Origin of the sequence: Chryseobacterium sp. G0201 (genome assembly GCF_003815655.1) — a bacterium.
Lineage (GTDB): Bacteria > Bacteroidota > Bacteroidia > Flavobacteriales > Weeksellaceae > Chryseobacterium.
On the sequence record NZ_CP033917.1, the window covers coordinates 449,138 to 471,874 of the forward strand.

The following is a 22,737-nucleotide window of genomic DNA, read 5'->3' on the forward strand; positions in this document are numbered from 1 at the left end:
TTTATTTTTATTTTTCTAATTTCATATTATAAAGTTTTTCCCAGATGGCTATATTGTAAAGCCTCCATTCTAAATCTCTATCTGCTATAAAATTAAATTTCTTTTTTGATATTTCCTGTATGATTTTAGAGTTATTGATAGTTTCATATATCTTTTCAGATCTTGGCCACCAAGAATCTACCGGAGCATTAAATCCTATTTTTTGCTTGTTGTAGGTAATTTCGTCTGGTAAGAACTTCTCTAAATTCCGTCTTAGTAAATATTTAGACCAGCCTTTTCTTATTTTATAATGATTATTTATCGAAAGACAGGTCTCAACAAAATTATAATCCAAATAAGGAAGTCTAGATTCTACAGAATAGCTCATTGAGTTTTTGTCTTCCCATTTTAAAAGTTCCGGTAACTGACACCAGAAAATTTCATTTTTCTGAAGTTCAAATATCTTTTTATATGATTTTGTTAATTTTTTTGTGTTTGAAAAATCAATTGCGTTGAGATATTTATTTTTCAGTATTTTACCTCTTTTTCTAAGCCAGAATTTTCTGACAAAAAAGTTAGAAAAATAATAATATACTTTAATACCTTCGAATATAGAAATATTATAATGGTTTTTGATATTACTCAAAAATTTTATATTGCTAAAAAAATCATGATTTCTAAGATACGCAGCAGTATATCTGTTATATCCCAATAAAATCTCATCTGCTCCCTGCCCGTCCAGCAATACTTTAATTCCTAATTTATGAGTTTCTTTCATTAGAAACTTCTGCATGTATATTGCAATACCTCCAAAAGGTTCTTCATGTTTAAAAATGACCTCCTCAAAAGTATCTTTAAACTCATCTTGCTTAGGTGTAATTATGTCATGTTTGATCCCTAATGTTCTTGTGGTAAGTGACGCTAATTCACTTTCATCAATTTTTTTATCAACAGAGCCTACAGTAATTGCTGTGAATTTATCTACTTCATTCGACTCTGATAGAATTTTTGAGGCTATTGACACAACATATGAACTATCAATCCCACCGCTTAATGCTGAACCAATTTTTACATCTGAACGGAGTCTTAGTTTTATTGAGGTTTCAAATTCTTTTTCAAAAAGCTCAATTGATTTTTCAAGACTTAATTTATTGATCTCACTTTTAAAATGAATATCGTAATACCTGTAAATATTATACTCATCTGTACTTAAATCATAAACAAGATTGTGTGCTCCTGACAGCTTTACTATATTTTGAAAGAAGGTATCATTTGTCTGATCTGAAATATTAACAATCAAGTATTCCAACAGCACTTGAAGATTTACTTTTTCAACTTTTTCTATTTCTAAAATAGGTTTTATTTCAGAAGCAAAAACAAATTTATCTTTGTCTGAGTAATAGTAAAAAGGTTTTACTCCGAAACGGTCTCTCGAACAAAAGAGTATATTTTTTTTAGAATCAAAAATTGCAAAAGACCACATTCCGTTGAATCTTTTAACACATTCTTCACCCCAAAAATCGTAAGAAGCAAGTAAAACTTCAGTATCAGAAGTAGTTTTAAAAGAATAACCGTTTTGTTTGAGTTCTTCTTTTATTTCGAGATAATTATATATAGCTCCATTAAAAACCAGTACATGTCTATCTTCTAAAAAAAATGGTTGGTTTGCAGACTCACTGATATCAATGATTGATAATCTTCTATGTCCAAGTCCTAAATTTTGATTTATGAAGAATCCTTCTGCATCCGGACCTCTGTGTGACATTTTATCTGTCATCTTTTTCAAAGTCCTTTCTTCTACCGAGTTTTTATTTTTATAGATTATACCAGCAATGCCACACATTAAAAATATTTTTTGATCAGAGTTTCTTTATCTGTAAAATTAGGGTAACTAATTAAAACAGCTTTCAGTTTTCCTTTATAAACGAATAAACTTCCCGCCGCAGCACCAATAATCCCAAATTTATTTATAAGTTCTCCTATATCTTCCATTTTACCAGCTCCGCCAATTGCGGTAAGCGGTAAAGTTGTTTCTTTTCTGGCCGCTTCCACTAGCTTCATATCGTAGCCTTTCATTTCTCCGTCTTTATCGATGGAATTGATGACAATTTCTCCGGCTCCCAAATCTTCGAATTTTTTTATTAGATCGAATGGTGATTTTCCGGTTGCTTTTTTACCATTATGAGTATAAACTTCGTAGCCACCAAACAGTTTCTTCTTAACATCTAAAACGACAACAATACTTTGGCTTCCAACTTTCTCGGATATTTCTTTAATAAGTTCAGGATTGTTGATCGCTCCTGCACTGAATGCGATTTTTTCTACTCCTAATGAAAAAATTCTTTGAGCCTGTTCTACTGTAGTTACCCCGCCTCCATAACATAGAGGCATTCTGCATTCTTCAGCCCAATTTTCGATTAATTTAAAATCAGGACCTCTTCCTTCAACAGTGGCATCAATATCCAGAATAATGAGTTCATCAACTTCCTTTTCATTAAAAATTCTTACGGCATTCATCGGATCTCCCAGATATCTGGGGTTTTTAAAATGTTCAGTTTTCACTAAACCTCTATCATGAACCAAAAGGCATGGTATAATTCTGGGTCTTAACATTTTTCAGCAAAGTTCTTTAGTAATTGAATTCCAAAATGGTGACTTTTTTCGGGATGGAACTGTGCTCCGAAAATATTCTTATGGTTAACTGCACTTGTAAAATTTATTCCGTAATCTGTTTCTGCAATAGAGTCCTGAGCATTATTACATTTGAAATAATAGCTATGTAAGAAATAGTATCTTGGATTTTCTTCAAGATCTTTTAGTAGAGGGGTATCTTTTACAATTTTAATATCATTCCAGCCCATATGTGGTAACGGAAGTCTGGCAGAAACTTGTGAAGCGTCAAATTTGTGAACATAAGCATCGATCCATCCTAATCCCGGAAGACTACCTTCATCACTACCTTTTGCCATCATCTGCATACCAACACATACACCAACAACAGGAATCTTTTGATTGATAACCAAATCGTTGACCTTATCTTTCATTCCAGAACCGTTAAATCTCTGCATAGCATAATCAAAATGCCCTACACCAGGAAGGATAAGCTTTGTAGCTCCTTCCAACTGATCTACTGTACTTGCTGTTTTTGCCTGAATATTAAGTTGCTTAAATATATTTAAAAAAGCATTAATATTTCCTACGCCATAATCTATAATCGTAACCATATTATTTAAATGCTCTTTTTTCAAGACCTAACAGTTGCATTACTTTAGTTCCCAACTGTATTAATTTATAATTATTCTTATAATCTTTAAATGACTTATTTGGACCATTAAAATATCCCCAAAGTTCGTCTACTGTAAAATCTAATTTTTTAGCAACATATTCGAATTCCTTTATCAATTCGTCCTCAGGAAGCTCTGATCTAGAAACTCTGTCTAAAGCTGCTTCTCTCGTTAACTGACCGGTAAGAACTAAGCTTGAAAGGTGATTTTTTCTTTTATCGAATCCGAATTTTCTTGGTAACCAAAATGCTTCATAGAATCTTGTAAACCTAGACTCATGGTGCTTATGTTGATATCTTTGCCACCCGAATTTTTCTTCTAACAGATCTTCAGCTTCTTTTTTGATAAATCTTGTATGATCAAGAGGTTTAACAACTCTTACACCATTGATCAATCTATACTGAATCTTATATTTAAAGATATCACATCTAGGAAATGTCTTCAATTTTTTCTCACCAAACTTTTTATGAATATCATTTACATATTTCATATCAGTTTGATAGTAAGCTCCCCAATGAAGAGGTTCACGAACACATTCTGTAGAGAAATTACCTCCTGTTAAAATATATTTAATGCCATTTTTGGCGCAATAGTTATAAAGTGATGAGAAAAATACTAAATCCTGAGGTGTATCAATATCAGGAACCTGAGACTTAATGAATGCTCTTTGAAGATCTTTCATTTCTTCCCAATTGATAACATCAGTGTAAAGATCTAATCCTAAACCATCCACAAGATTTTTAATATTATTGGTCGAAACATCAGAGTTCCATCCTGCATCTACATGGTAAAGCATCGGTCTTAAACCCCATTTTTCAACGGCCAAATATACAAGATATGAGCTATCCAGACCTCCGGAAATACCTATGATACAGTCATAATCTTTTCCTTGTCCTTCAGCTTTTATTTTATCAATTACTTTTTGAATTTCTTTTTCTCCCTGCTCATTAGGATGCCAGTTTGGCAAAATGTTGTCATAATAATTACTACAATAATCGCACACTCCTTTGTCGTCGAATATAATAGTTTCATCTGTGGTATCCATGATACAATTTACACAGATTTGAACAGGTTTTTTCGAATTATCCATCTTTGAATTTTAATTTGCTAATATACAAAAGTTAAACCACACGTTTAATTGTTTATTTTTTTCCGATATTAAAAAATATCTATATTTTATTTTCATTAAGACCATATCATTAATACAATCTTTTAATCAAGAATTATTTCTTATAATTTTTTATATAATTGCTTCGCCTGTTTAATAACAAAAATAAATTTTACAAAAGGTATTTTAATAAAATTAATACTTACCAGACACTATCTTATTACTCTATTTTTCTGAATAATATTAATAGCTGGTATTTCCTGTTTAAAATGAATAAGCTGATTAGGTGTTTTGGAATTACCTATAATTTCATTATTTTGGACTGTATTATTTTTGAGTTTATTTCCGACGTACTTTCTTGACAAATCTTTATCAGTAGCCACAAAATAAAGGATGTCTTTATCTGAATAGAATTTATTATTAGATACTGTAAAATTATTTCCTGTATCTATATTTTTATACTTATCGCCCCGAAGCTGATCTTTGATGTATTGTAACGAAGTGTTTTCGAAATATCCTTTAATAACTACCTCTCCAATATTTCTAAAAGTGTTGTCAGAAATTAATACATCATTCATATTGATGAAATAAGCTCCCGATTTTTTTACATTTTGGACAGTGTTGTTTATAAACTTTGAACCAAAACTGTAATCACTTATGATCCCATACATACCTGAGCTATCAATATAATTATTAGAAACTGTAGCACCTGGTGACAGACTTACGGAAATAGCTCCGGGACTTAATGTTTCTGATTTATCTGAATTTCTTAAAGTATTATATAATTTATTATCAGAAATTCTAGCATTGTTTGAAGTCATTAGGTATATTCCCATACCTTTTACGGTGACATTATTACCTACTTCTCCAATATTTCGTATTTCATTTCCTATAATTTGTGTGTTATTCATGGTTGTCCCATCAATATCTGATTCATAGGTAATAATACCATAAGCAATACAATTAGATATCTTATTATTTCTGATTATATTATTATTGCCATGCGAAATAAAACCTATTCCTACTTTCAATACATCATTTCCACTAATTGTGTTATTTTCGATGACATTATTATCATGCATGTAGTTTTTACCTGAATATCCTAACATTATTGCAGATTCATCACCATTTTTAGAGATATTAAAAACATGATTGATAAATTTATTATTTCTAACTATATTATTAGAACATCCTTTATTAGATGAAGCAGGCATAAAAAGAATACCATTCCCACTTATAGCATCAAAAGTATTATTTAAAATATTAGCATTTGAAACTCCACTCAACAAAATACCATAACCTGAGTAAAAATCTGCTGCACTTTTCCCGTTTCCTTTTATATAAGCATTTTGCAATGTAAAATTATCGTGACGAACAAAAAATCCCGTATTCCTATTATTAGTGAAATTGACAATACTTCCCTTGTCGAAAACTACAGAGGTATGAGATCTTTTTGTGGTAAGCGCATTACTTATAAAATAGTCTCCCTTTTTTACTATAATCTTTAAAAATTTTCCAGTGTTATTATTCATTGCATCCTGAAAAATATTAGTATCATCATTTGCTTTCGACTTCGTGATCTTTACAACCACTGTATCACGAGACTGCCCAAACAGATAATTTGAAAAGATAAATATTAAAAATATGATTACATTTTTCATTACGATCTTTCATTAAATATTTTCATAATCTTTTGCTGATAAATGGAGGTTCTATATTTTTCCAGAGCTTCATTTCTGTTATGAAAAGCAATACTTTTAAGGTTTTCCTTTTCAGAAATCAATTTTTTAAGTGCATTCACTAAAGATGGTATGGATTTTTTTTCAACCACAAACCCATTCTCATTATCTTTAGATATAAAAGGTATTCCGCTGTGATTACTTGTAATGACAACACATCCTGTGGCATATCCTTCTAAAATACTTATAGGCTGACCTTCAAATGGATAATATGTTGGTAAACAGAATACATGGCTTTTACAGTAAAGCTTTCTTTTTTCATCGCCATCAATAAATTTTCCTAAATAATTAAATCCAGCATTTTTACTTATTTTTTCTAAAAATGTTTTTTCACTGTCTTCATTTTCAAAACCGCCTACAAAACTTATTTTTATTTGTTTTTGCTCTTCTTCTGTAAGTTCCAAATAAGCATCAGCTAATTCATTATATCCTTTTCCTGGAATAAGATTGCTCAAGTATAATAATTGAATCGGTTCTGTATTCAAAAATTTATGTTCTATTTCTTCATCCGAAACAAAAAGAAAATCCTCTGCAAAGTTAGGAACTATATGAATTTTATTTTCAGGGATAACTCTTTTAAAGCTTTCATAATTAATAGGTCCTTCTACAATTACTCCGGCTAGCTTTTTCATAAATCTGGCGTTCATATTTTTCTGCCAGCCTGTACCTGAAAGAATTTCTTTCATTCCAGCACCGCCAAGCATATGGATATAGGTTTTACTTAAATCCTTTTTACACAGATTATAAATAGCCAGATCTCTCATATTTCCAGCAAAAGATTCAGCTAAGGAAAGGTAAATAATATCATTACTATTTCTTTTCTTCTTTACATCTTTAAGTATATCAAATATTTCGAAAAATCTTCCGAAAGAATTAACACCATTTTTTAAGCTTGATTTACTTAAATTTACAATTTTCACATCATGTTCCTCTACCAACGCATCCAATAAAACCTTTGAAGCTTTACTTTGACCATTAATAGGAGGCGGAACAGGTGCTATAAATAAAATTTTCATAATTGATTTTCAGATTTTATCCATTCCCATACACTAAGAAGACCATCTTCTATATTAGTCTCTCTATACCAACCTATTTCCTGATTTATTTTTGAAGTGTCTAATACACTATAGTCACAATCAAAATTACGAGAGGTTTTATGGTTCAACTTCAGTTTTTCTCCTGTTATATTTTCTATTTTATTTAAAATCTCTTTAATAGAAATACCCTCTTTGCTTCCAACATTGTAGAAAGAAATATTTTCCGATGCTGTATTATTATTTAAAAAATTTTCAACTGCATTGGCAAGATCTTTAACATAAATAAAATCACGAATAACTCTTCCTTCATCGTAAAGATCCAAAACAAGATTACTTTTTATGGCTTTAAATGCAAATCCTATAATACCTTGAGGTTTTACTAGATTTTGATAAGGACCATAGACATTTGAAGGTCTTAAAACAACCGTCTCAAAAGATTTATTTTTTGTGATATATTCTATATATTTTTCGGCAACTGATTTCGAAAGTCCATAGTTTGATATCGGTTTTTGAGCATGATCTTCTTTAATTGGTGTATGCTCTGTTGTGTCACCATAGACTGTTCCACCTGAAGAGAGATATATAAATTTTTTAAGATTTTTTAAACCATCAGCTTTTTCTAAAAATTTCACTATTGGAGAAACATTTAAAGCAAAATCATCAACAAGGCTTTCATCCTGTGTAGAAGGTACAGAAGCATGCACAAGCCAAATTACATACTCTGCTTTCTCGGTTACATTTAAAAGTTCTTTCGTGTGATGTATATCTACTGCAACAAATTCAATATCAGGATTTTCAGCAGCCTGTTTTTTTATACTATGATCAACAACAATAACTCTATACCCTTTGTCTAAAAAGTATGATGTAAAGTTTTTTCCTACAAACCCATTTCCTCCTACTATTGCTATTGTCTGCTTCATAATTTAAATTTTTATAAATGATAATTCTTCCATTCCCCTAGAAACTCCGAATAATTTATATCCGTAACTGTTTAATGTATTTATTAATGTCTTTGTTTTTTCTTTACCATCAGGGAAGAAACGCTCATGAATTTCAATTAATATCTGATCTATTTCTACGGGTGCAGACAAAATACTATCAAGCACTTTATATTCTGACCCTTCGATGTCTATTTTCAAAATATCTATTTTCTTATGACCCAATTCTTTTACAACATCGGTAAGGCATTTCATTGGGGCTTTTACCGTTTTTTTATAATCCACATTGATCTGATTTATAACGCTTCCTGAAACATAGTCGTCATTTTTAGGAAGTAAAAACTCTACAATTCCAGATTTTTCGTCAATACCATAGGGGTGAAAAATAAATTCAATAGGATTTTTTCTGTTTTCTACCCATTTTATAGACTTCGGTGTCGGATCAAAAGCAAATACTTTACAGCCAAATTTATTAATTAATGCTTCGTCAAAAGAAATATCTTCACCCACTCCAAAAGAATAAATGATTGAATTTTTATTTAGTTTCTCGGTACTGATATAAAATCCGCCATAATCATTACCGTACCATTGATGTGGTACATTAATTGATTTTTTAACGTTAAATATTTTTCCTAAAGCAACTTTAAACTTTGTTTTAAGGCTTGTAATTATTTTTCTCATTGATGTTTATTTTTTTTATTTTGTTTGCAATTGATTCAACAAAATACAAATTTTAAATATCTCGAGCAGAAATCATTAAAAACCTCTCTACCATTTTATTTACATTAAATTTTTCCTGTACCGTTTTTTTAGCATTTAGCCCCAACTGTTCTGTCATTTGCTCATTTTCGAGGCAAAATATAACTTTTTCGACTAAATTTAGATAATTATCTTTTTCATAAGTGATAGAATTCTTCCCTTCAACAAGAGCGCTGAATTCCGGACCATGAAAATGATAGTCACTATGCGTTATAATTGGAAGTCCATAGCCATATGCATGCAATATGCTTAATCCTATTGCTGCAGGATGAATCATTACAGAAGCTGTAAGAAACCAAGGTGCAAGTTTTGCTTCTTCATAAATTTCGCCTAAGAAAATCACATTTTCTCCCAGTCCTTTTTCATTTACAATTTTCTCTAAATTTTGTCTTTGATCACCATCACCAATAACATACCACTTTACATCAGGTATAGCATTCAAGACTTCTGGAAAATGTTCTAAGAACTTATCTAATTCATTTTTCTGAATAAGCCTTGTACAAGAAAGAATAACTTTTTTTCCATAGACAGAATTTTCTTTCTGCCATTCTTCAAGTTGTTCTTTAGTCCATTTTGCTATTACATTTTCAATTTTCTCCTGATCAAGACCATTATTCATACCAATACAAATGCCTGTATACCCTTTTTCTTTAAAAATTTCTACTTCTTTATCATTATAGGTAAACACTCTTTTAAACTTTTTGGTCCAATTCAATCTGATATTTTCAGTAAACGAATTAGCTTTGTATGAATGTATCATACTCCATAATATCACTTTATCCGGTTTTAAAAATCTAAAAAGATTAGCAAGAATAAAGTGAGAGAAATATCTTGGATTGCCATCAATAAATACTGTATCATAATTTTTTAATAGTCTAAAAAATGGCAAAAACTGAATATTCATTTTTTCATTAAAAAAATCAATAAATTTCACGACAATTACATTTTTAGAATATTTATCATGTATTGTTTTCAGTTTTGTATTGGGTATATTTTTCTGACAATAGATTGTAATATCCGTATCTTCATTTTTAAGTAACTTATTATAAAACCCTTCTCTGTAAGATGGGATTATATTCGTTACAATTGCAATTTTTTTCTTCATCAGGATTTATATAGATATAGATAAATATTAAGGAATAAAAAGCCTCCAGATAATAAGCTGGTAAAAAGCCCAACATTCAGGATAATAAATGAAAATGAAATAAAAACAAGTCCTACAAGTAATGAATTTTTACTGTCCACCAAAGATTTGGTGTATAACATATACAATCCTACAATTATAGAAATAATAATAACACCAAGCATCCCTAGACTGGCAATACCATCGGTAGCTAAAAAGTTTGCATTCGCATTATTATCCGACTCAAAGAAATAGGAGCTTACTACAAACCCTAAATCCTGATCGTAAGGATAATTATTCGTTATAAAGTTAACAATATTGATGTGTGAATAATAGGTATATGGGTTTTCCTTAAAAAACTCATTATACTGATATGTTAATAATCCGGAAATACCAAATGTTCTCATCAGGATTACCGCCGAAATCATAAAATATTGAGCAGGAAGCCAATATGCTATCAAACAAAGCAATGAAAAAACACCTGTTAATGCTTTAAAAATATCTTTTCCTCTTTTTTTTATGTAATATAAAAATATTATTAAAAACGGTATAAACAAAGCGATCTTACTTGCATTAATACCATATACAAAGATCACAGACAAAGTACCAAATATGAGTATTTTCTTATTCTTATTCACCAATCCTATAGCAACAAGTACAGGACCTATAAAATAGGTGAGCCAAAGTGTAAAATACCCGCCTATAACCGATGAGTTTGAACCTTTTTCTCTTTGTGAATAAACATCTTCAAAGGATACAAAACTATAAGTATCTCTAAATTCTATAAATAAAACAGCAATAATAAAAAGAGTAAAAACAATCAGGATTTCTTTTTTAGGAGGTTTTAGATTTAGCTTTTTAATTTTTAATTTTCTTAATCCTGCAATTTTAAACATTATCACAAATCCTATCAAAAAAGGTAACTGATTAATAATAATATCCCATTCTGTTCCGTAATGATTCAAAAATGTGATCATAATAGGAACATATAAAAGCAAGTAAAAAATTGTATATAAAACTTCTAAAAAAAAGTAATTACTTAAGTCTTTTTTTACAAATATAGGTAAGCAGATAAATAAAAACGTCTGAATAAATGAAACAGCACTAAACCCTTCATTCATATAACCTGCATATGAAAAAACACCATATAAAAAGTTAATATGAATAAACTGATATATTAATGAATATATAATAATATATACTACATTCTTCATTTCTGCATTTTTAGTATTTGATAAAACCTATAACAAGAATAAAAACTCACCACAAATAATGCGGCAGATAAAAATATAACAAATAAGCTAAATTCTATCTTAAAAATAAATGCTGCTGCATATACTAAAACAGTAGTAACCAGTTGAAGTATATTTTGGGATAAAAGAATTTTATTTTTCTTGAAAACTAATGCTAAATTACTAAACGGTTGAAAAAACAACTGACTGATAGAATATGGTATTAAATAAATAGATATTGGTAAAACACCCATCCATTTACTCATATCAATAAACAACGGTATATATTTTATAACTAATATTAAAATCGGAAAACAAAAGATCGTAAGCAAGATAAGTATCAGAAACAATTTTCGTGTTTGTAGCTTTATTGCTTCAAAATCATTGTCAAAATAGAGTTTTGCTATCTGTGCTCTGTATATTGATGAAGCAACAGAACCTATAACTATGGATGGTAACATCAATATCCTAAGTGAAAATGAAAAAAGACCTACATTGTTCTTATCAAATAGATAACCTATAAAGATAGGGTTACAATATGCTAATAATATATTGGCAACAGAACTTGGCAATACATATTTAGGAAAGTCTAAATGTTGCTTAAATAAATCTTTATAGAAACTTATTTTTTTAAAGAAGAGAGTATATCCTTTTCTCTGTACGCTTATGACATAAATTATTAATAAAATGACATTTGAAATTACATAAGAAGATAAAATAACTTCGCCATTATTTTTCGTTAAAAATAATAAAATAATCAAATTTAAAATTGAAAATATCAACGGATTCAAACCATTGAGAAAATGCTCTTCTTTATACAGTAGGAATTGTTGAAAGCAGGCATTAATTGATACTGTATTCGACAATAACAGGATATATAAAAAATATATATTAAAATCGTAAAGTGAAGTTGAGAGGCCAATGACAGAAAATAACAGATTAAATATCATACTTACCAAAATGGTAAGATTACTTTTATCATTAGCTTCTTTCGAATCTCTTGACAAGGGTATTGAAAGCTCGTATTTAAGAGTTGCAAATGAACCGATAATTGAGCCTATTGAAAAATAATAACTAAACTGTCCAAAAGCCGCCGGAGTAAACTTTTTTATTATATAAAAAGTTGTAATGATTGTTACGACCTGAGCTAAACCACTTCCAACATAAAAATATAATGACTTTGTGTTATACAACCTCATGCTTGAAAAATTTCTTGTTTCTAATAATTTTTTCTTTATCCCAAAGCCACCATTCGGATTCTTCTAATTTATCAATCGTTTCCTGATCAAACCTTTTTCTTAAAAATTTAGCAGGATTACCTCCTACTATTGTATAAGGTTCTACATCTTTTGTAACGATAGAACCTGCTCCAATTATAGAACCGCGCCCAATCTTAACTCCTGATAAAATTACAGAATTAGACCCTATCCAAACATCATCTTCAATAATTATAGGACCTTTAGAAATTTTTTCATTTTCTACACTCTCTCCTATAATATTTGAGTTGATATTGTAGGTAGTTACCATATTATAATTGTGGTAAAACTCTTGTATAACAACATTAGAAGCTATGGAGCAAAATGCACCAATATGAACTTCTGTTATCTCACTGCAAATTCTTGTGGAAGGACCGTTAACACTCGTATATTTACCAATATTAACATTTCCGAAAATTTCAGGTTTGTTAAATAAATTTACATTATCACTCAAAGTTACTCCTGTTCCTAAAATAGCATCTCTGAGATCTATATTTTTAAATTTATTTTTAAGTAAATAAAAAAAAATATTATGAGACATGCTAACATTAAAGCTGCATTTTACATTTTTAAAAACATTAAGAATAAATGCAAAAATTAAATTAGCAATGGCTCTCTTCATGTCATTTTATTATTAAAAGGATGAGTTAAAACTAACTTTACCTAGAATATTACAGTCTTGCATCTACCAAACTTCTGTCTAAACAAGCTTTGGTATCAAACACTACTGCATTATTGCTTTTTAATTGCTCTAGATCCATCTCAAGAAACTCGCTGTGAGAAACTGCAATGATAATGGATTCATATTTTTTACCTTCCATTAAAGCTTCAAGAATATCAATTCCATACTCATGCTTCACTTCTTCTTTACTTGCCCATGGATCATAGATATCTACATTAACTCCATAATCTGTAAGTTCTTTATAAATATCTACTACTTTTGTATTTCTGACATCAGGGCAGTTTTCTTTGAAAGTAACTCCTAAAATCAAAGCCTGAGAATCTTTAATCACTCCGCCTTTGGCAATAAGAAGCTTCACGACTTTAGAAGCAACAAACTTTGCAATAGAGTCATTTACTCTACGTCCGGATAAGATAACATCCGGATGATAACCCAGCTGTTCTGCTTTATGAGCCAAATAATAAGGATCAACAGATATACAGTGACCACCTACTAAGCCTGGCTTATATTTAAGGAAATTATATTTTGTTCCCGCAGCTTCCAATACATCGTTTGTGTCAATGCCGACCCTGTCGAAAATCAGTGCTAATTCATTTACAAAAGAAATGTTTACATCGCGCTGAGCATTTTCTATAGCTTTAGAAGCTTCTGCTACTTTAATGCTAGGTGCTTTATGCGTTCCTGCGGTAATGATCTTTTTATAAAGATTATCTACTTCTTCTGCAATATCTTGTGTAGATCCTGAAGTTACTTTTTTAACACTCGTTAAAGTATTTACCTTATCTCCCGGGTTAATTCTTTCTGGTGAATAACCTACGAAAAAGTCTTCGTTAAATTTTAATCCTGAATATTTTTCTAATACAGGTACACATTCTTCTTCTGTACAACCAGGGAAAACTGTAGATTCATAAATAACAATATCGCCTTTTTTAATAATTTCTCCCAACATTTTTGAAGCAGAAATTAATGGATTTAAATCAGGAGCATTGTATTTATCAATAGGAGTGGGAACGGTAACTATAAATACATTTGATTGAGCAATATCCGATAATTGGCTTGTAGCATTATATCCAATATCACCATTAGAGTCTTGGTATTTCTTTAAGCCGTTATTAAGCTTGTCTATCTCTGCCTCAAGAGTTATATCCACACCATTATTAAGCTGGTCAACTCTTTGTGCATTAATATCAAATCCTAAAACAGGATAATGTCCTGCAAATTCTAAAGACAAGGGCAAACCTACATAACCTTGTCCGATAACAGCTATTTTATATTTTTTCATCATTAGCTAAGTTTATTTTTAATTTTTTCAATCCATGTTTGTTCTTTATGGTTATTATATCCATAACCATATTTATTGCTATATCCTAAATTCTCTCTGCTGACATCATTAAGAACAAATCCAACATTTTTGATCTTATTTTGATCAACATTGTTATTTGCAAATTCCATCAATGATTTTTCTGTGTACTTAGATCTTGATACATAAATTGTAACATCAGCAAGCTCAGCAATCAAGAATGTATCTGTAACAAGAAGTAACGGTGCAGTATCTAAAATAATATAATCATACCTTTCTTTCAACTCCTCTAAAAGAATTTCATAACGTCCATTTGATAATAGCTCTGTAGGGTTAGGAGGGATCATCCCTGAATAAATTACATCCAAATGAGGATTAAATGACGAAACATGAATTACCTCATCCAGCTTAGTCTGATCTGAATAAAGATATTCTGTAAGCCCTATAAGTCCTTTCCTAACAGGATTATATCTTTGTAATTGTGGATTTCTGATATCAGACCCAATAATAATTGCCTTTTTTTTAGGATTTGCTAATGTTAAAGCTAAGTTCACTGATGTAAAGGTTTTCCCTTCTCCTTTAACTGTAGAAGTCACAAAAACAACTTTCCCTTTTTTCTCTTTAGGAAGCATGAAATTCATATTCGTAATAAGAATTCTAAATGCTTCTGCCATTGGTGTAATATCGTTCATTTGAACAATTTCAGAGTCTCCTTTTTCAAGGCTTGGTAACTCCGCAATAACTGGTGCTTTAACTAATTTTTCAAAATCATGCTTAGTAACGATCTTATTATTAAGTAATTCTGAAAGGTAAATAAGTATAAATGGTAACAATAATCCTAAGAAAACAGCAACTGAAAGTACTACATTTCTCTTAGGTGATATAGGTGCATTTGAAGCATATGCTACATCAATTACTCTAGCTTTCGGAGCTGTGATAGATAATGAAATTGCTGTTTCTTCTCTTTTCTGAAGAAGAAGAAGATATAAATTTTCTTTTATCTGCTGCTGTCTTTCAATGCTTCTAAACATTTTTTCTATAGATGGAAGCTTAGATATTTTGCCTGAAACTTTATTTTGCTCTCCTACATATTCATTTCTAGCCAGTTCTAAGCCCGTTCTATTTCTCTGCAAACTCTGCATAATAGAAGTACGCATAGAGTTAATCTGTTTAGTTACATCAACAACAGTAGGGTTTTCCTGAGTAGCAGACTCTAATAATCTATTTCTTTGTAAGACTAATTGATTATAAGTCGAAACACCTGCAACAGCATCAGGGTTATTTAACCCTACATTAGATGGTAATACCTGATATTGAGCTTGATTGTTGACAAAGCCTATTAGTGCATTTGTTAATTCTAATTGGGCATCTACATCCAACTGTTTCGCTCTCGCAGCAGCTGAACTTTCTAAATTAATTTTAGCTTCAGTTTCAAGATCCGTAAGGTTATTTTTTGATTTAAAATTTTCTTTTTGATTTTCAACATCACCCAATTCCCCTGACAGCTTTTTTATTCTATCTTCAATAAAGTCTAAAGTCTTTTTCGATTCTGAATTTTTATCTAAAATAGCGTCATTGTTATAAGCAACAACAAGAGAATTAAGCACATCTTCAGATTTTGATATCTGAGGATACTTCATATCAAGCTTCACAACAGTTGCATCTTTTGACACTAAACTCACAGTAAGAGCACTTTGAAGATTACTTACTCTAGCTTCCAACGAAGAAATCTGTAATTCTAAATTTTTAACATTTATCCCTTTTGCAGCAACAGGACTAAATTTATTATTTTTTGTAATGATAATATTGGCAAATGGTAATCCTATTGTTTTGCCATATGTTGTAACTATTTCTTTATTAAACTTTTCTGACCTTACAGTAAGTTTGTCTCCATCAATAGTTAGGTTAAGAATGTTGTTGGTTCCATTATTAGGCTTCTCTGTAATCACTCTCACTTCTATCGGAGAAGTCTCCTTATAAAGTTCTACTGTAGTAACCCTTCCTTTCGCAACAATATTGGTCTGAAGATTCTGGCTGATGATCACATCCCTCATCATTTTTTTTGATTTCAGAATCTCAATCTCATTAGCTATACTATTTGTTTTTAATCCTCCAAACCCTGATAAATCAGGTAATACACCTAAATCACTTCCTACAGGAGAACTTGAATTTTTAGCATCTTTTATCAGAACTGTAGATTGAACCTGATATACAGGCACCATAAATTTTAATGAAATGTAACCAAGTATTAAGGCTATAAAAGCACTTAGAATAAACCAAGGCCATTTTCTTAAATATGGCCTTATAATTTCATTAATATTAATACTTTCCGAGTTATTTTCTACTTCTGAAAATTGTGAAGATTGGTTGTCCATTAATTTTTTATTTCTTGAATAAACTTACTACTACTGCGACCGCCGTAATGGCTATAGATGCTGCTGTCAGATAAATTCCTGTATTTGGATTCTGTTTAGCTGCTAGGTCTCTGGTATTACTGGAAGAAACGATGATAGCATCGCCTTGTTTTAAATTGTAGTAAGGCGAATTAATAAGATTAGCATCCTGTAAATTAACTTTTCCGTGTGTAATCACACCATTTTCTGTTCTTATTACAAGTACATCATTTCTTTTCCCGTACATTGTTAAGTCACCGGCAAGACCTAGAGCATTCCAAATAGTTGCCTGTCCGTTTGCTATCGTGTAGTCCCCTTGTCTATTTACTTCTCCAAGTACAGTAATTTTGAAATTAGAAAGTCTCACACTTACCGTTGGATTAAGGATATACTTTGTCATTTTATCACGCAGTTCATCTTTAAACTCAACAAGAGATTTATCTGTAGTATTAATTTTACCTAAAATAGGAAAATCTATATTTCCTTGTGTATCTACCACATAAGTTGGCCCGGAAAGTGTAGTTATTCCCTGATTTGGAGTATTACCACCAGCTAATGCATTAGTCTGAACCATTTCTGATGAAGAATAATTTTGGTTGAATGGTTTTACAACATCCATATCCTTCGCAGTAATTAAGATAATCAATTGATCACCTACCTGTATTGTAGAATGTGAATTTTTTGCAGACGCTTCTGTGGCTGTTTGCTCTATATTTTGCATATAATTCAAATCGTTGTGTCTGTTGGGATTAGTCTTACATCCTATTAATAAAAACACAACAAATAATGCCAATATTTTACCCTTCATATTTTAAAATTGTACAAATATACATTTATATTTTTTCTATTTATCTAATACCTCATAGACAGAATTATTACTTATAAATTCTGGAACAATTGTCTTCAAAATCCGAACAACATCAACCTTATCTCTTCTTATTGAAGCCCTCGTAATAGAGTTTACCAAAGTTTCTATATCAGAGAAATCCATTGTTGGATCTTTAGAAATCATTATCTTTTCATTATGAGTAGGAAGAGTTTTTGCATTGTCACTTAAAAGCTCTTCATATAGTTTTTCACCTGGTCGTAAACCTGTGTAAATTATTTTGATATCAATTTCCGGTTCAAAACCAGACAGTTTTATCATTCTTTTGGCCAAATCTAATATTTTCACAGGCTCTCCCATATCAAACACAAAAATTTCACCTCCGTGTCCCATTGTTCCTGCCTGTAAAACCAATTCACAAGCTTCAGGAATAGTCATAAAATATCTTACAATATCAGGATGAGTAATGGTAACAGGCCCTCCCGCTTCAATCTGTCTTTTAAAATGTGGTATAACGGATCCATTAGATCCTAAAACATTTCCAAATCTTGTTGTAATAAATTTAGTCACATTTCCTTCAACATTCTGTAAAGACTGTACAAATAGTTCTGATGCTCTTTTAGAAGCTCCCATAACATTCGTAGGGTTTACAGCTTTATCTGTAGAAACCATTACAAATCTGTTGACTTTATATTGACTTGATAAAGTTGAAACGTTTTTTGAACCTAAAATATTAACTAAAATAGCTTCATGAGGATTTTCTTCAACTAAAGGAACGTGCTTATAAGCCGCCGCATGATAAACCATTGAAAAATTGTACATCTGGAATAAAGGCTCAATTCTATGTTTGTTGGAAACATCTGCAAGAACAAATTTGAACCTTATATGAGGAAACTTCTCTTTCATTTCCAGTTCTATATCATATAACGGAGTCTCAGCCTGGTCCAACACTACAATCAGAGCAGGATCAAACTGCGCTACCTGTCTTACAATTTCACTTCCGATAGAACCGGCACCTCCCGTCACTAATACATTTTTATTATAGTGTCGGCTTTTAACCTCATTATTTTCTATTTTTATTGGTTTTCTATTTAATAGATCTTCAATTTGAAGATTTTTAATAGAAACTCCCAAATCATTTTCTCTAAGTTTCTGAACAGATGGTGCTTTCAAAACACTTAAGTCTTTTTCTAAAAATAAATTCACCCATGAATTCATTTCATCTTTAGACATCATTTCTTTAACGATAATGACACCGTCTATTATAAGATCTTCTTTTGAATTATCTTCAATTCTTTTCTTTTCATAAATAGGTTTCCCTAATAATGAAGCTCTTTTAGAATCTGTTCTTTGGGTTAGAAATCCTACAACTTGATATGGCAAACTGGGGTTATCCAGAATAGCCCTCGCAATGGCAATAGACTGCTCATCAATACCTAAAACTAAAATCCTTTTTTTAAGGGCACTTCTGCGATATTCTCTAACGATATGGAAAAATTCTTTTACATATAATCTAAAAAGAAATAGCCCCATGAAAGAGATGATGAAGTAAAGGATAAGGTAAGGTGTGAGTATGAACTTTTCTCCGGTTGTCCAGAAATAAATAAGATTAATTGCTCCTACAATGAACATTGTACAGAAGCATGAGATCAATAATTTAAATAAATCAATAAAAGTTGAATGCCTTATAATCCCAGCATAAGTTTTAAAAAAATACATGAAAATAACATTCACCAAGATAATAGAAACAAAAACAATGCTTTCATTATCATGATAAATAAATTCTTTTATACTGATTTTTTCAATGATATACGTTGAAAGAAATAAGGATACGACCAGAATAATAATGTCTATTACAAGTATTATCCATCTGGGAAGATATCTTACGTCAGAGAGATTGACAACATTATCTCCTCCAAATATTTTATTTCTAAGAGAATTGTACATTGTCGTTATTTGTGTTCATATTTAATAGGTATAAAATTTGATATTTATTCTTAATAATTATATCAATCTTGCAAAATTAAAATAAAATTTCATCTATAGTTACTATTTAAAAAATAAATTTAGTGTTTAATTTTTTTAAAAGTTTCAAAGATCCTATTTCTGCAAGTATCAGTAAGGTTTGTACCTGACGGCAAACACATACCATTGTCAAAAATTATACCAGAAAAATTATTTCCAAAGAATTTATATTTACTGTATAAAGGTTGCAAATGCATCGGATTCCATAAATATCTGGTTTCTAAATTATTTTGTAAAAAAAACTCTCTTATATTTTCTTTTATTAAATATTTTTTATCAATCAGAATTGTATTTAGCCAATAATTGGAATAAAAATTTTCATTTGGAGCTGAAAACAGATTTACACCCTCAATATCTTTTAAAATTTCTTTATAAAAATCATGGATTTCGCGTTTTTGTTTAATCCTATCTTCCAGCACTTCCATTTGTCCCCTGCCTATTCCGGCAGAAATATTACTCATTCTATAATTATATCCAATTTCAGAGTGACTGTAATAATCTTTATTGTCTTTTGCCTGTGTTGCAAGAAAAAGTTCTTTATTTTTATCTATTTTACTTTTTGAAATCAAAGCTCCGCCTCCTGAAGTGGTAATGATCTTATTTCCGTTAAAACTTATTATTGACAGATCTCCGAAAGTTCCACAAGACTTACCTTTATAATTACTGCCTAACGCTTCTGCGCTATCTTCAATAACAGGAATTTCATATTTTCTGGAGATTTCAAGAATTTCATCAACCATAAAAGGCATCCCGTATGCAGAAACAGCAATAATTGCTTTAGGTTTTTTGCCTTGGCTGATACAATATTTTACAGCATCTTCTAATGCGTTGGGGCACATATTCCAAGTTGAGCTTTCACTGTCTACGAAAACAGGAATTGCTTTTTGGTAAAGTATAGGATTGGCAGAAGCTACAAAAGTAAATGACTGGCAGATCACAAAATCGCCTTCTTTTACATCTAATAAACTCAATGCCAAATGAATAGCCGCAGTCCCTGAGGATAAAGCAGTGACGAATGAGTTATTTCCAAGATAATTTTCAAGGCTTTTTTCAAACTCATCAATGTTGGAACCATGTTGTGAAACCCAATTGGTATCAAATGCTTCCTGTATATATTTCAATTCGCTTCCTCCCATGTGTGGAGGTGAGAGCCAAATTTTATCTTTTTTCAACCTTTATTTATGTTTACTCAAAAATATCATTTATTTTCTCATATTCAAAACCTTTCCCCATCAAATATTTAATAGTTTTTGATTTTTTTTGATATTCCTTTAAACCGGTTTGCTTTGAATAGTAATCTTCAAAGATTTTCTTCAATGTTTTTTCATAATCGGGTTCATAAATTTCATCAAAACATTTATTTATTAGTTTTTCTGAAATTTGTTTTTGCTTCAGATTAATTTTAATTTTATTTCTTCCCCAATGTTTTATATAAAATTTTCCACGGATGTAGCTTCTGGTAAATCTTTCTTCATTAAGGTAATTTTCCTTTAAAAGATAAAGTATGATCTCATCTTTAGCTTCCTCAATCAACATAAATTCCCGCATTTTCTGCTCTACTTCTGCGTGACAACGATCCTGATAAACGCAATAGTTCACCAGTTTCAGTTTAATCTCATCAAAAGTGAAAGATTTCTTTTCCATAATTGTATAAAAAAAGAATGAGCACAGGCCCATTCTTTATATTTTAAATTCGGTAAATATTAGTAGTTAAATAATGCTTTACCTTCCATTAATTCATTTACTTTTTTTCTTACAGAAGTAAGAACCTCTTCATTTTTAATATTATCAACCACTTCAGAAATCAACTCTGAAATAGTTTCCATATCATTTTCTTTCAATCCTCTTGTTGTGATCGCTGCAGTGCCCAATCTAATACCAGAAGTTGTGAATGGTGACTTATCATCAAACGGAACCATGTTTTTATTACATGTAATATCAGCTTTTACAAGAGCTTTTTCAGTTTCTTTACCATTTACGCCTTTATTTCTAAGGTCTACCAACATTAAGTGATTGTCTGTTCCGCCACTTACGATATCAAAACCTCTGCTTACCATTGCTTTTGCTAACGCCTGAGCATTAGATTTAACTTGCTTAGCATACGTTTCAAACTGAACATCTAAAGCTTCACCGAAAGCAATTGCTTTACCTGCAATAACGTGCTCTAGCGGACCTCCTTGAATTCCCGGGAAAACAGCTCCGTCAAGAACCTGGCTCATCATTTTAGTTTCACCTTTTGGAGTTTTGTGACCGTAGGTGTTTTCAAAATCTTTACCCATCATAATCATTCCACCTCTTGGACCTCTTAACGTCTTGTGAGTAGTCGTTGTAACAACGTGGCAGTGCTCGAATGGAGAATTTAATAATCCTTTTGCTACTAAACCTGCAGGGTGAGCGATGTCAGCCCAAAGTGTAGCTCCAATCTCATCTGCAACCTCTCTGAATTTAGCATAATCTAAATCTCTTGAATACGCAGAGAAACCAGCGATCAACATTTTTGGTCTTTCTCTAAGAGCAACTTCTCTCATTTGATCATAATCAATCAAACCAGTTTCCTGCTGAACTCCGTAAGAAACTACGTCATATTGAATTCCTGAGAAATTAACTGCAGAACCGTGAGTAAGGTGACCTCCCATTGAAAGATCCATACCCATGATTTTGTCTCCAGGTTTCAAAACTGCTAAGTAAATTGCTGCATTAGCCTGAGAACCAGAATGCGGCTGAACGTTTACATAATCAACCCCGAAAAGCTCTTTTGCTCTATCGATCGCTAATGTTTCAACCTCATCTACTACTTCACATCCTCCGTAATATCTTTTACCCGGATATCCTTCTGCATATTTATTAGTCAATACGCTTCCCATTGCTTTCATTACATTTTCAGAAACAAAGTTTTCTGATGCAATCAACTCTAATCCATGGGATTGTCTTTGTCTTTCTTTTTCAATAAGGTCGAAAATAATGTCCATTTACTTTTAGATTTTGAAATTTTTCACTCCAAATATACGGATTTTTAAGCTAGATTTTATCATCCTGATTTATGATTTTTGAGCTGA

General features: G+C 30.8%; 19 protein-coding genes. All 19 read right to left on the minus strand.

Features of this window, described 5'->3' with window-relative positions:
• Window positions 1-7 precede the first annotated feature (7 nt).
• The 19 genes from asnB to glyA all read right to left on the minus strand — a co-directional run bounded on the left by asnB (window position 8) and on the right by glyA (window position 22,650).
• On the minus strand, window positions 8-1,822 hold the full coding sequence (asnB, locus tag EG348_RS01965) for an asparagine synthase (glutamine-hydrolyzing) (RefSeq protein ID WP_123980199.1): 1,815 nt from the start codon (window positions 1,820-1,822) through the stop codon (window positions 8-10).
• Window positions 1,822-2,592, minus strand: a complete 771-nt coding sequence (locus tag EG348_RS01970; protein WP_123980201.1) for an AglZ/HisF2 family acetamidino modification protein — start codon at window positions 2,590-2,592, stop codon at window positions 1,822-1,824. Before EG348_RS01970 ends, asnB begins: the two co-directional genes overlap by 1 nt.
• Window positions 2,586-3,203, minus strand: coding sequence for an imidazole glycerol phosphate synthase subunit HisH (gene hisH / locus EG348_RS01975; protein ID WP_123980204.1), 618 nt, complete (start codon window positions 3,201-3,203; stop codon window positions 2,586-2,588). Before hisH ends, EG348_RS01970 begins: the two co-directional genes overlap by 7 nt.
• 1 nt (window position 3,204) lies before the next feature.
• Window positions 3,205-4,353: an N-acetyl sugar amidotransferase gene (locus tag EG348_RS01980; RefSeq protein WP_123980206.1), complete on the minus strand. Its 1,149-nt coding sequence runs from the start codon at window positions 4,351-4,353 to the stop codon at window positions 3,205-3,207.
• A gap of 230 nt (window positions 4,354-4,583) precedes the next feature.
• The gene (locus EG348_RS01985; protein WP_123980208.1) at window positions 4,584-6,032 is read right to left on the minus strand and encodes a right-handed parallel beta-helix repeat-containing protein; all 1,449 of its coding nucleotides are present in this window, start codon (window positions 6,030-6,032) and stop codon (window positions 4,584-4,586) included.
• Entirely contained in the window at window positions 6,032-7,126 is a 1,095-nt protein-coding gene (locus tag EG348_RS01990; RefSeq protein WP_123980210.1) for a glycosyltransferase family 4 protein, read from the minus strand. Before EG348_RS01990 ends, EG348_RS01985 begins: the two co-directional genes overlap by 1 nt.
• Complete coding sequence (locus EG348_RS01995) at window positions 7,123-8,067, minus strand: NAD-dependent epimerase/dehydratase family protein (RefSeq protein WP_123980212.1); 945 nt, start codon at window positions 8,065-8,067, stop codon at window positions 7,123-7,125. The genes EG348_RS01990 and EG348_RS01995 overlap by 4 nt, the downstream gene beginning before the upstream one ends.
• Window positions 8,068-8,070: 3 nt before the next feature.
• Window positions 8,071-8,766 carry an FkbM family methyltransferase gene (locus EG348_RS02000; RefSeq protein WP_123980214.1) on the minus strand — a complete coding sequence of 232 codons (696 nt, stop codon included), beginning with the start codon at window positions 8,764-8,766 and terminating at the stop codon, window positions 8,071-8,073.
• Between the two features lie 52 nt (window positions 8,767-8,818).
• Window positions 8,819-9,949, minus strand: a complete 1,131-nt coding sequence (locus EG348_RS02005; protein WP_123980216.1) for a glycosyltransferase family 4 protein — start codon at window positions 9,947-9,949, stop codon at window positions 8,819-8,821.
• Window positions 9,949-11,181, minus strand: a complete 1,233-nt coding sequence (locus tag EG348_RS02010) for a hypothetical protein (RefSeq protein WP_123980218.1) — start codon at window positions 11,179-11,181, stop codon at window positions 9,949-9,951. Before EG348_RS02010 ends, EG348_RS02005 begins: the two co-directional genes overlap by 1 nt.
• Window positions 11,178-12,398, minus strand: a complete 1,221-nt coding sequence (locus EG348_RS02015) for a lipopolysaccharide biosynthesis protein (protein ID WP_123980220.1) — start codon at window positions 12,396-12,398, stop codon at window positions 11,178-11,180. Before EG348_RS02015 ends, EG348_RS02010 begins: the two co-directional genes overlap by 4 nt.
• Entirely contained in the window at window positions 12,385-13,077 is a 693-nt protein-coding gene (locus EG348_RS02020) for a CatB-related O-acetyltransferase (protein WP_228414821.1), read from the minus strand. The genes EG348_RS02015 and EG348_RS02020 overlap by 14 nt, the downstream gene beginning before the upstream one ends.
• Window positions 13,078-13,126: 49 nt before the next feature.
• On the minus strand, window positions 13,127-14,422 hold the full coding sequence (locus EG348_RS02025; protein ID WP_123980222.1) for a nucleotide sugar dehydrogenase: 1,296 nt from the start codon (window positions 14,420-14,422) through the stop codon (window positions 13,127-13,129).
• Window positions 14,422-16,812: a GumC family protein gene (locus EG348_RS02030; RefSeq protein ID WP_123980224.1), complete on the minus strand. Its 2,391-nt coding sequence runs from the start codon at window positions 16,810-16,812 to the stop codon at window positions 14,422-14,424. Before EG348_RS02030 ends, EG348_RS02025 begins: the two co-directional genes overlap by 1 nt.
• 7 nt (window positions 16,813-16,819) lie before the next feature.
• Window positions 16,820-17,638 carry a polysaccharide biosynthesis/export family protein gene (locus tag EG348_RS02035; RefSeq protein ID WP_123980226.1) on the minus strand — a complete coding sequence of 273 codons (819 nt, stop codon included), beginning with the start codon at window positions 17,636-17,638 and terminating at the stop codon, window positions 16,820-16,822.
• A gap of 36 nt (window positions 17,639-17,674) precedes the next feature.
• Complete coding sequence (locus EG348_RS02040; RefSeq protein WP_123980228.1) at window positions 17,675-19,603, minus strand: polysaccharide biosynthesis protein; 1,929 nt, start codon at window positions 19,601-19,603, stop codon at window positions 17,675-17,677.
• A 119-nt stretch (window positions 19,604-19,722) separates the two neighbouring features.
• Window positions 19,723-20,853, minus strand: a complete 1,131-nt coding sequence (locus tag EG348_RS02045) for a DegT/DnrJ/EryC1/StrS family aminotransferase (RefSeq protein ID WP_228414822.1) — start codon at window positions 20,851-20,853, stop codon at window positions 19,723-19,725.
• A gap of 13 nt (window positions 20,854-20,866) precedes the next feature.
• Window positions 20,867-21,325 carry a regulatory protein RecX gene (locus EG348_RS02050; RefSeq protein WP_123980229.1) on the minus strand — a complete coding sequence of 153 codons (459 nt, stop codon included), beginning with the start codon at window positions 21,323-21,325 and terminating at the stop codon, window positions 20,867-20,869.
• A gap of 59 nt (window positions 21,326-21,384) precedes the next feature.
• A complete protein-coding gene (gene glyA / locus EG348_RS02055; protein WP_123980231.1) occupies window positions 21,385-22,650 on the minus strand; it encodes a serine hydroxymethyltransferase in 1,266 nt (421 codons plus the stop codon).
• Window positions 22,651-22,737: the final 87 nt, after the last annotated feature.

Excerpts from the sequence above, each read along its gene's own strand:
- asnB (WP_123980199.1), bottom strand. The coding sequence starts at position 1,822 with ATGTGTGGCATTGCTGGTATAATCTATAAAAATAAAAACTCGGTAGAA.
- EG348_RS01970 (WP_123980201.1), bottom strand. The coding sequence starts at position 2,592 with ATGTTAAGACCCAGAATTATACCATGCCTTTTGGTTCATGATAGAGGT.
- hisH (WP_123980204.1), bottom strand. The coding sequence starts at position 3,203 with ATGGTTACGATTATAGATTATGGCGTAGGAAATATTAATGCTTTTTTA.
- EG348_RS01980 (WP_123980206.1), bottom strand. The coding sequence starts at position 4,353 with ATGGATAATTCGAAAAAACCTGTTCAAATCTGTGTAAATTGTATCATG.
- EG348_RS01985 (WP_123980208.1), bottom strand. The coding sequence starts at position 6,032 with ATGAAAAATGTAATCATATTTTTAATATTTATCTTTTCAAATTATCTG.
- EG348_RS01990 (WP_123980210.1), bottom strand. The coding sequence starts at position 7,126 with ATGAAAATTTTATTTATAGCACCTGTTCCGCCTCCTATTAATGGTCAA.
- EG348_RS01995 (WP_123980212.1), bottom strand. The coding sequence starts at position 8,067 with ATGAAGCAGACAATAGCAATAGTAGGAGGAAATGGGTTTGTAGGAAAA.
- EG348_RS02000 (WP_123980214.1), bottom strand. The coding sequence starts at position 8,766 with ATGAGAAAAATAATTACAAGCCTTAAAACAAAGTTTAAAGTTGCTTTA.
- EG348_RS02005 (WP_123980216.1), bottom strand. The coding sequence starts at position 9,949 with ATGAAGAAAAAAATTGCAATTGTAACGAATATAATCCCATCTTACAGA.
- EG348_RS02010 (WP_123980218.1), bottom strand. The coding sequence starts at position 11,181 with ATGAAGAATGTAGTATATATTATTATATATTCATTAATATATCAGTTT.
- EG348_RS02015 (WP_123980220.1), bottom strand. The coding sequence starts at position 12,398 with ATGAGGTTGTATAACACAAAGTCATTATATTTTTATGTTGGAAGTGGT.
- EG348_RS02020 (WP_228414821.1), bottom strand. The coding sequence starts at position 13,077 with ATGAAGAGAGCCATTGCTAATTTAATTTTTGCATTTATTCTTAATGTT.
- EG348_RS02025 (WP_123980222.1), bottom strand. The coding sequence starts at position 14,422 with ATGATGAAAAAATATAAAATAGCTGTTATCGGACAAGGTTATGTAGGT.
- EG348_RS02030 (WP_123980224.1), bottom strand. The coding sequence starts at position 16,812 with ATGGACAACCAATCTTCACAATTTTCAGAAGTAGAAAATAACTCGGAA.
- EG348_RS02035 (WP_123980226.1), bottom strand. The coding sequence starts at position 17,638 with ATGAAGGGTAAAATATTGGCATTATTTGTTGTGTTTTTATTAATAGGA.
- EG348_RS02040 (WP_123980228.1), bottom strand. The coding sequence starts at position 19,603 with ATGTACAATTCTCTTAGAAATAAAATATTTGGAGGAGATAATGTTGTC.
- EG348_RS02050 (WP_123980229.1), bottom strand. The coding sequence starts at position 21,325 with ATGGAAAAGAAATCTTTCACTTTTGATGAGATTAAACTGAAACTGGTG.
- glyA (WP_123980231.1), bottom strand. The coding sequence starts at position 22,650 with ATGGACATTATTTTCGACCTTATTGAAAAAGAAAGACAAAGACAATCC.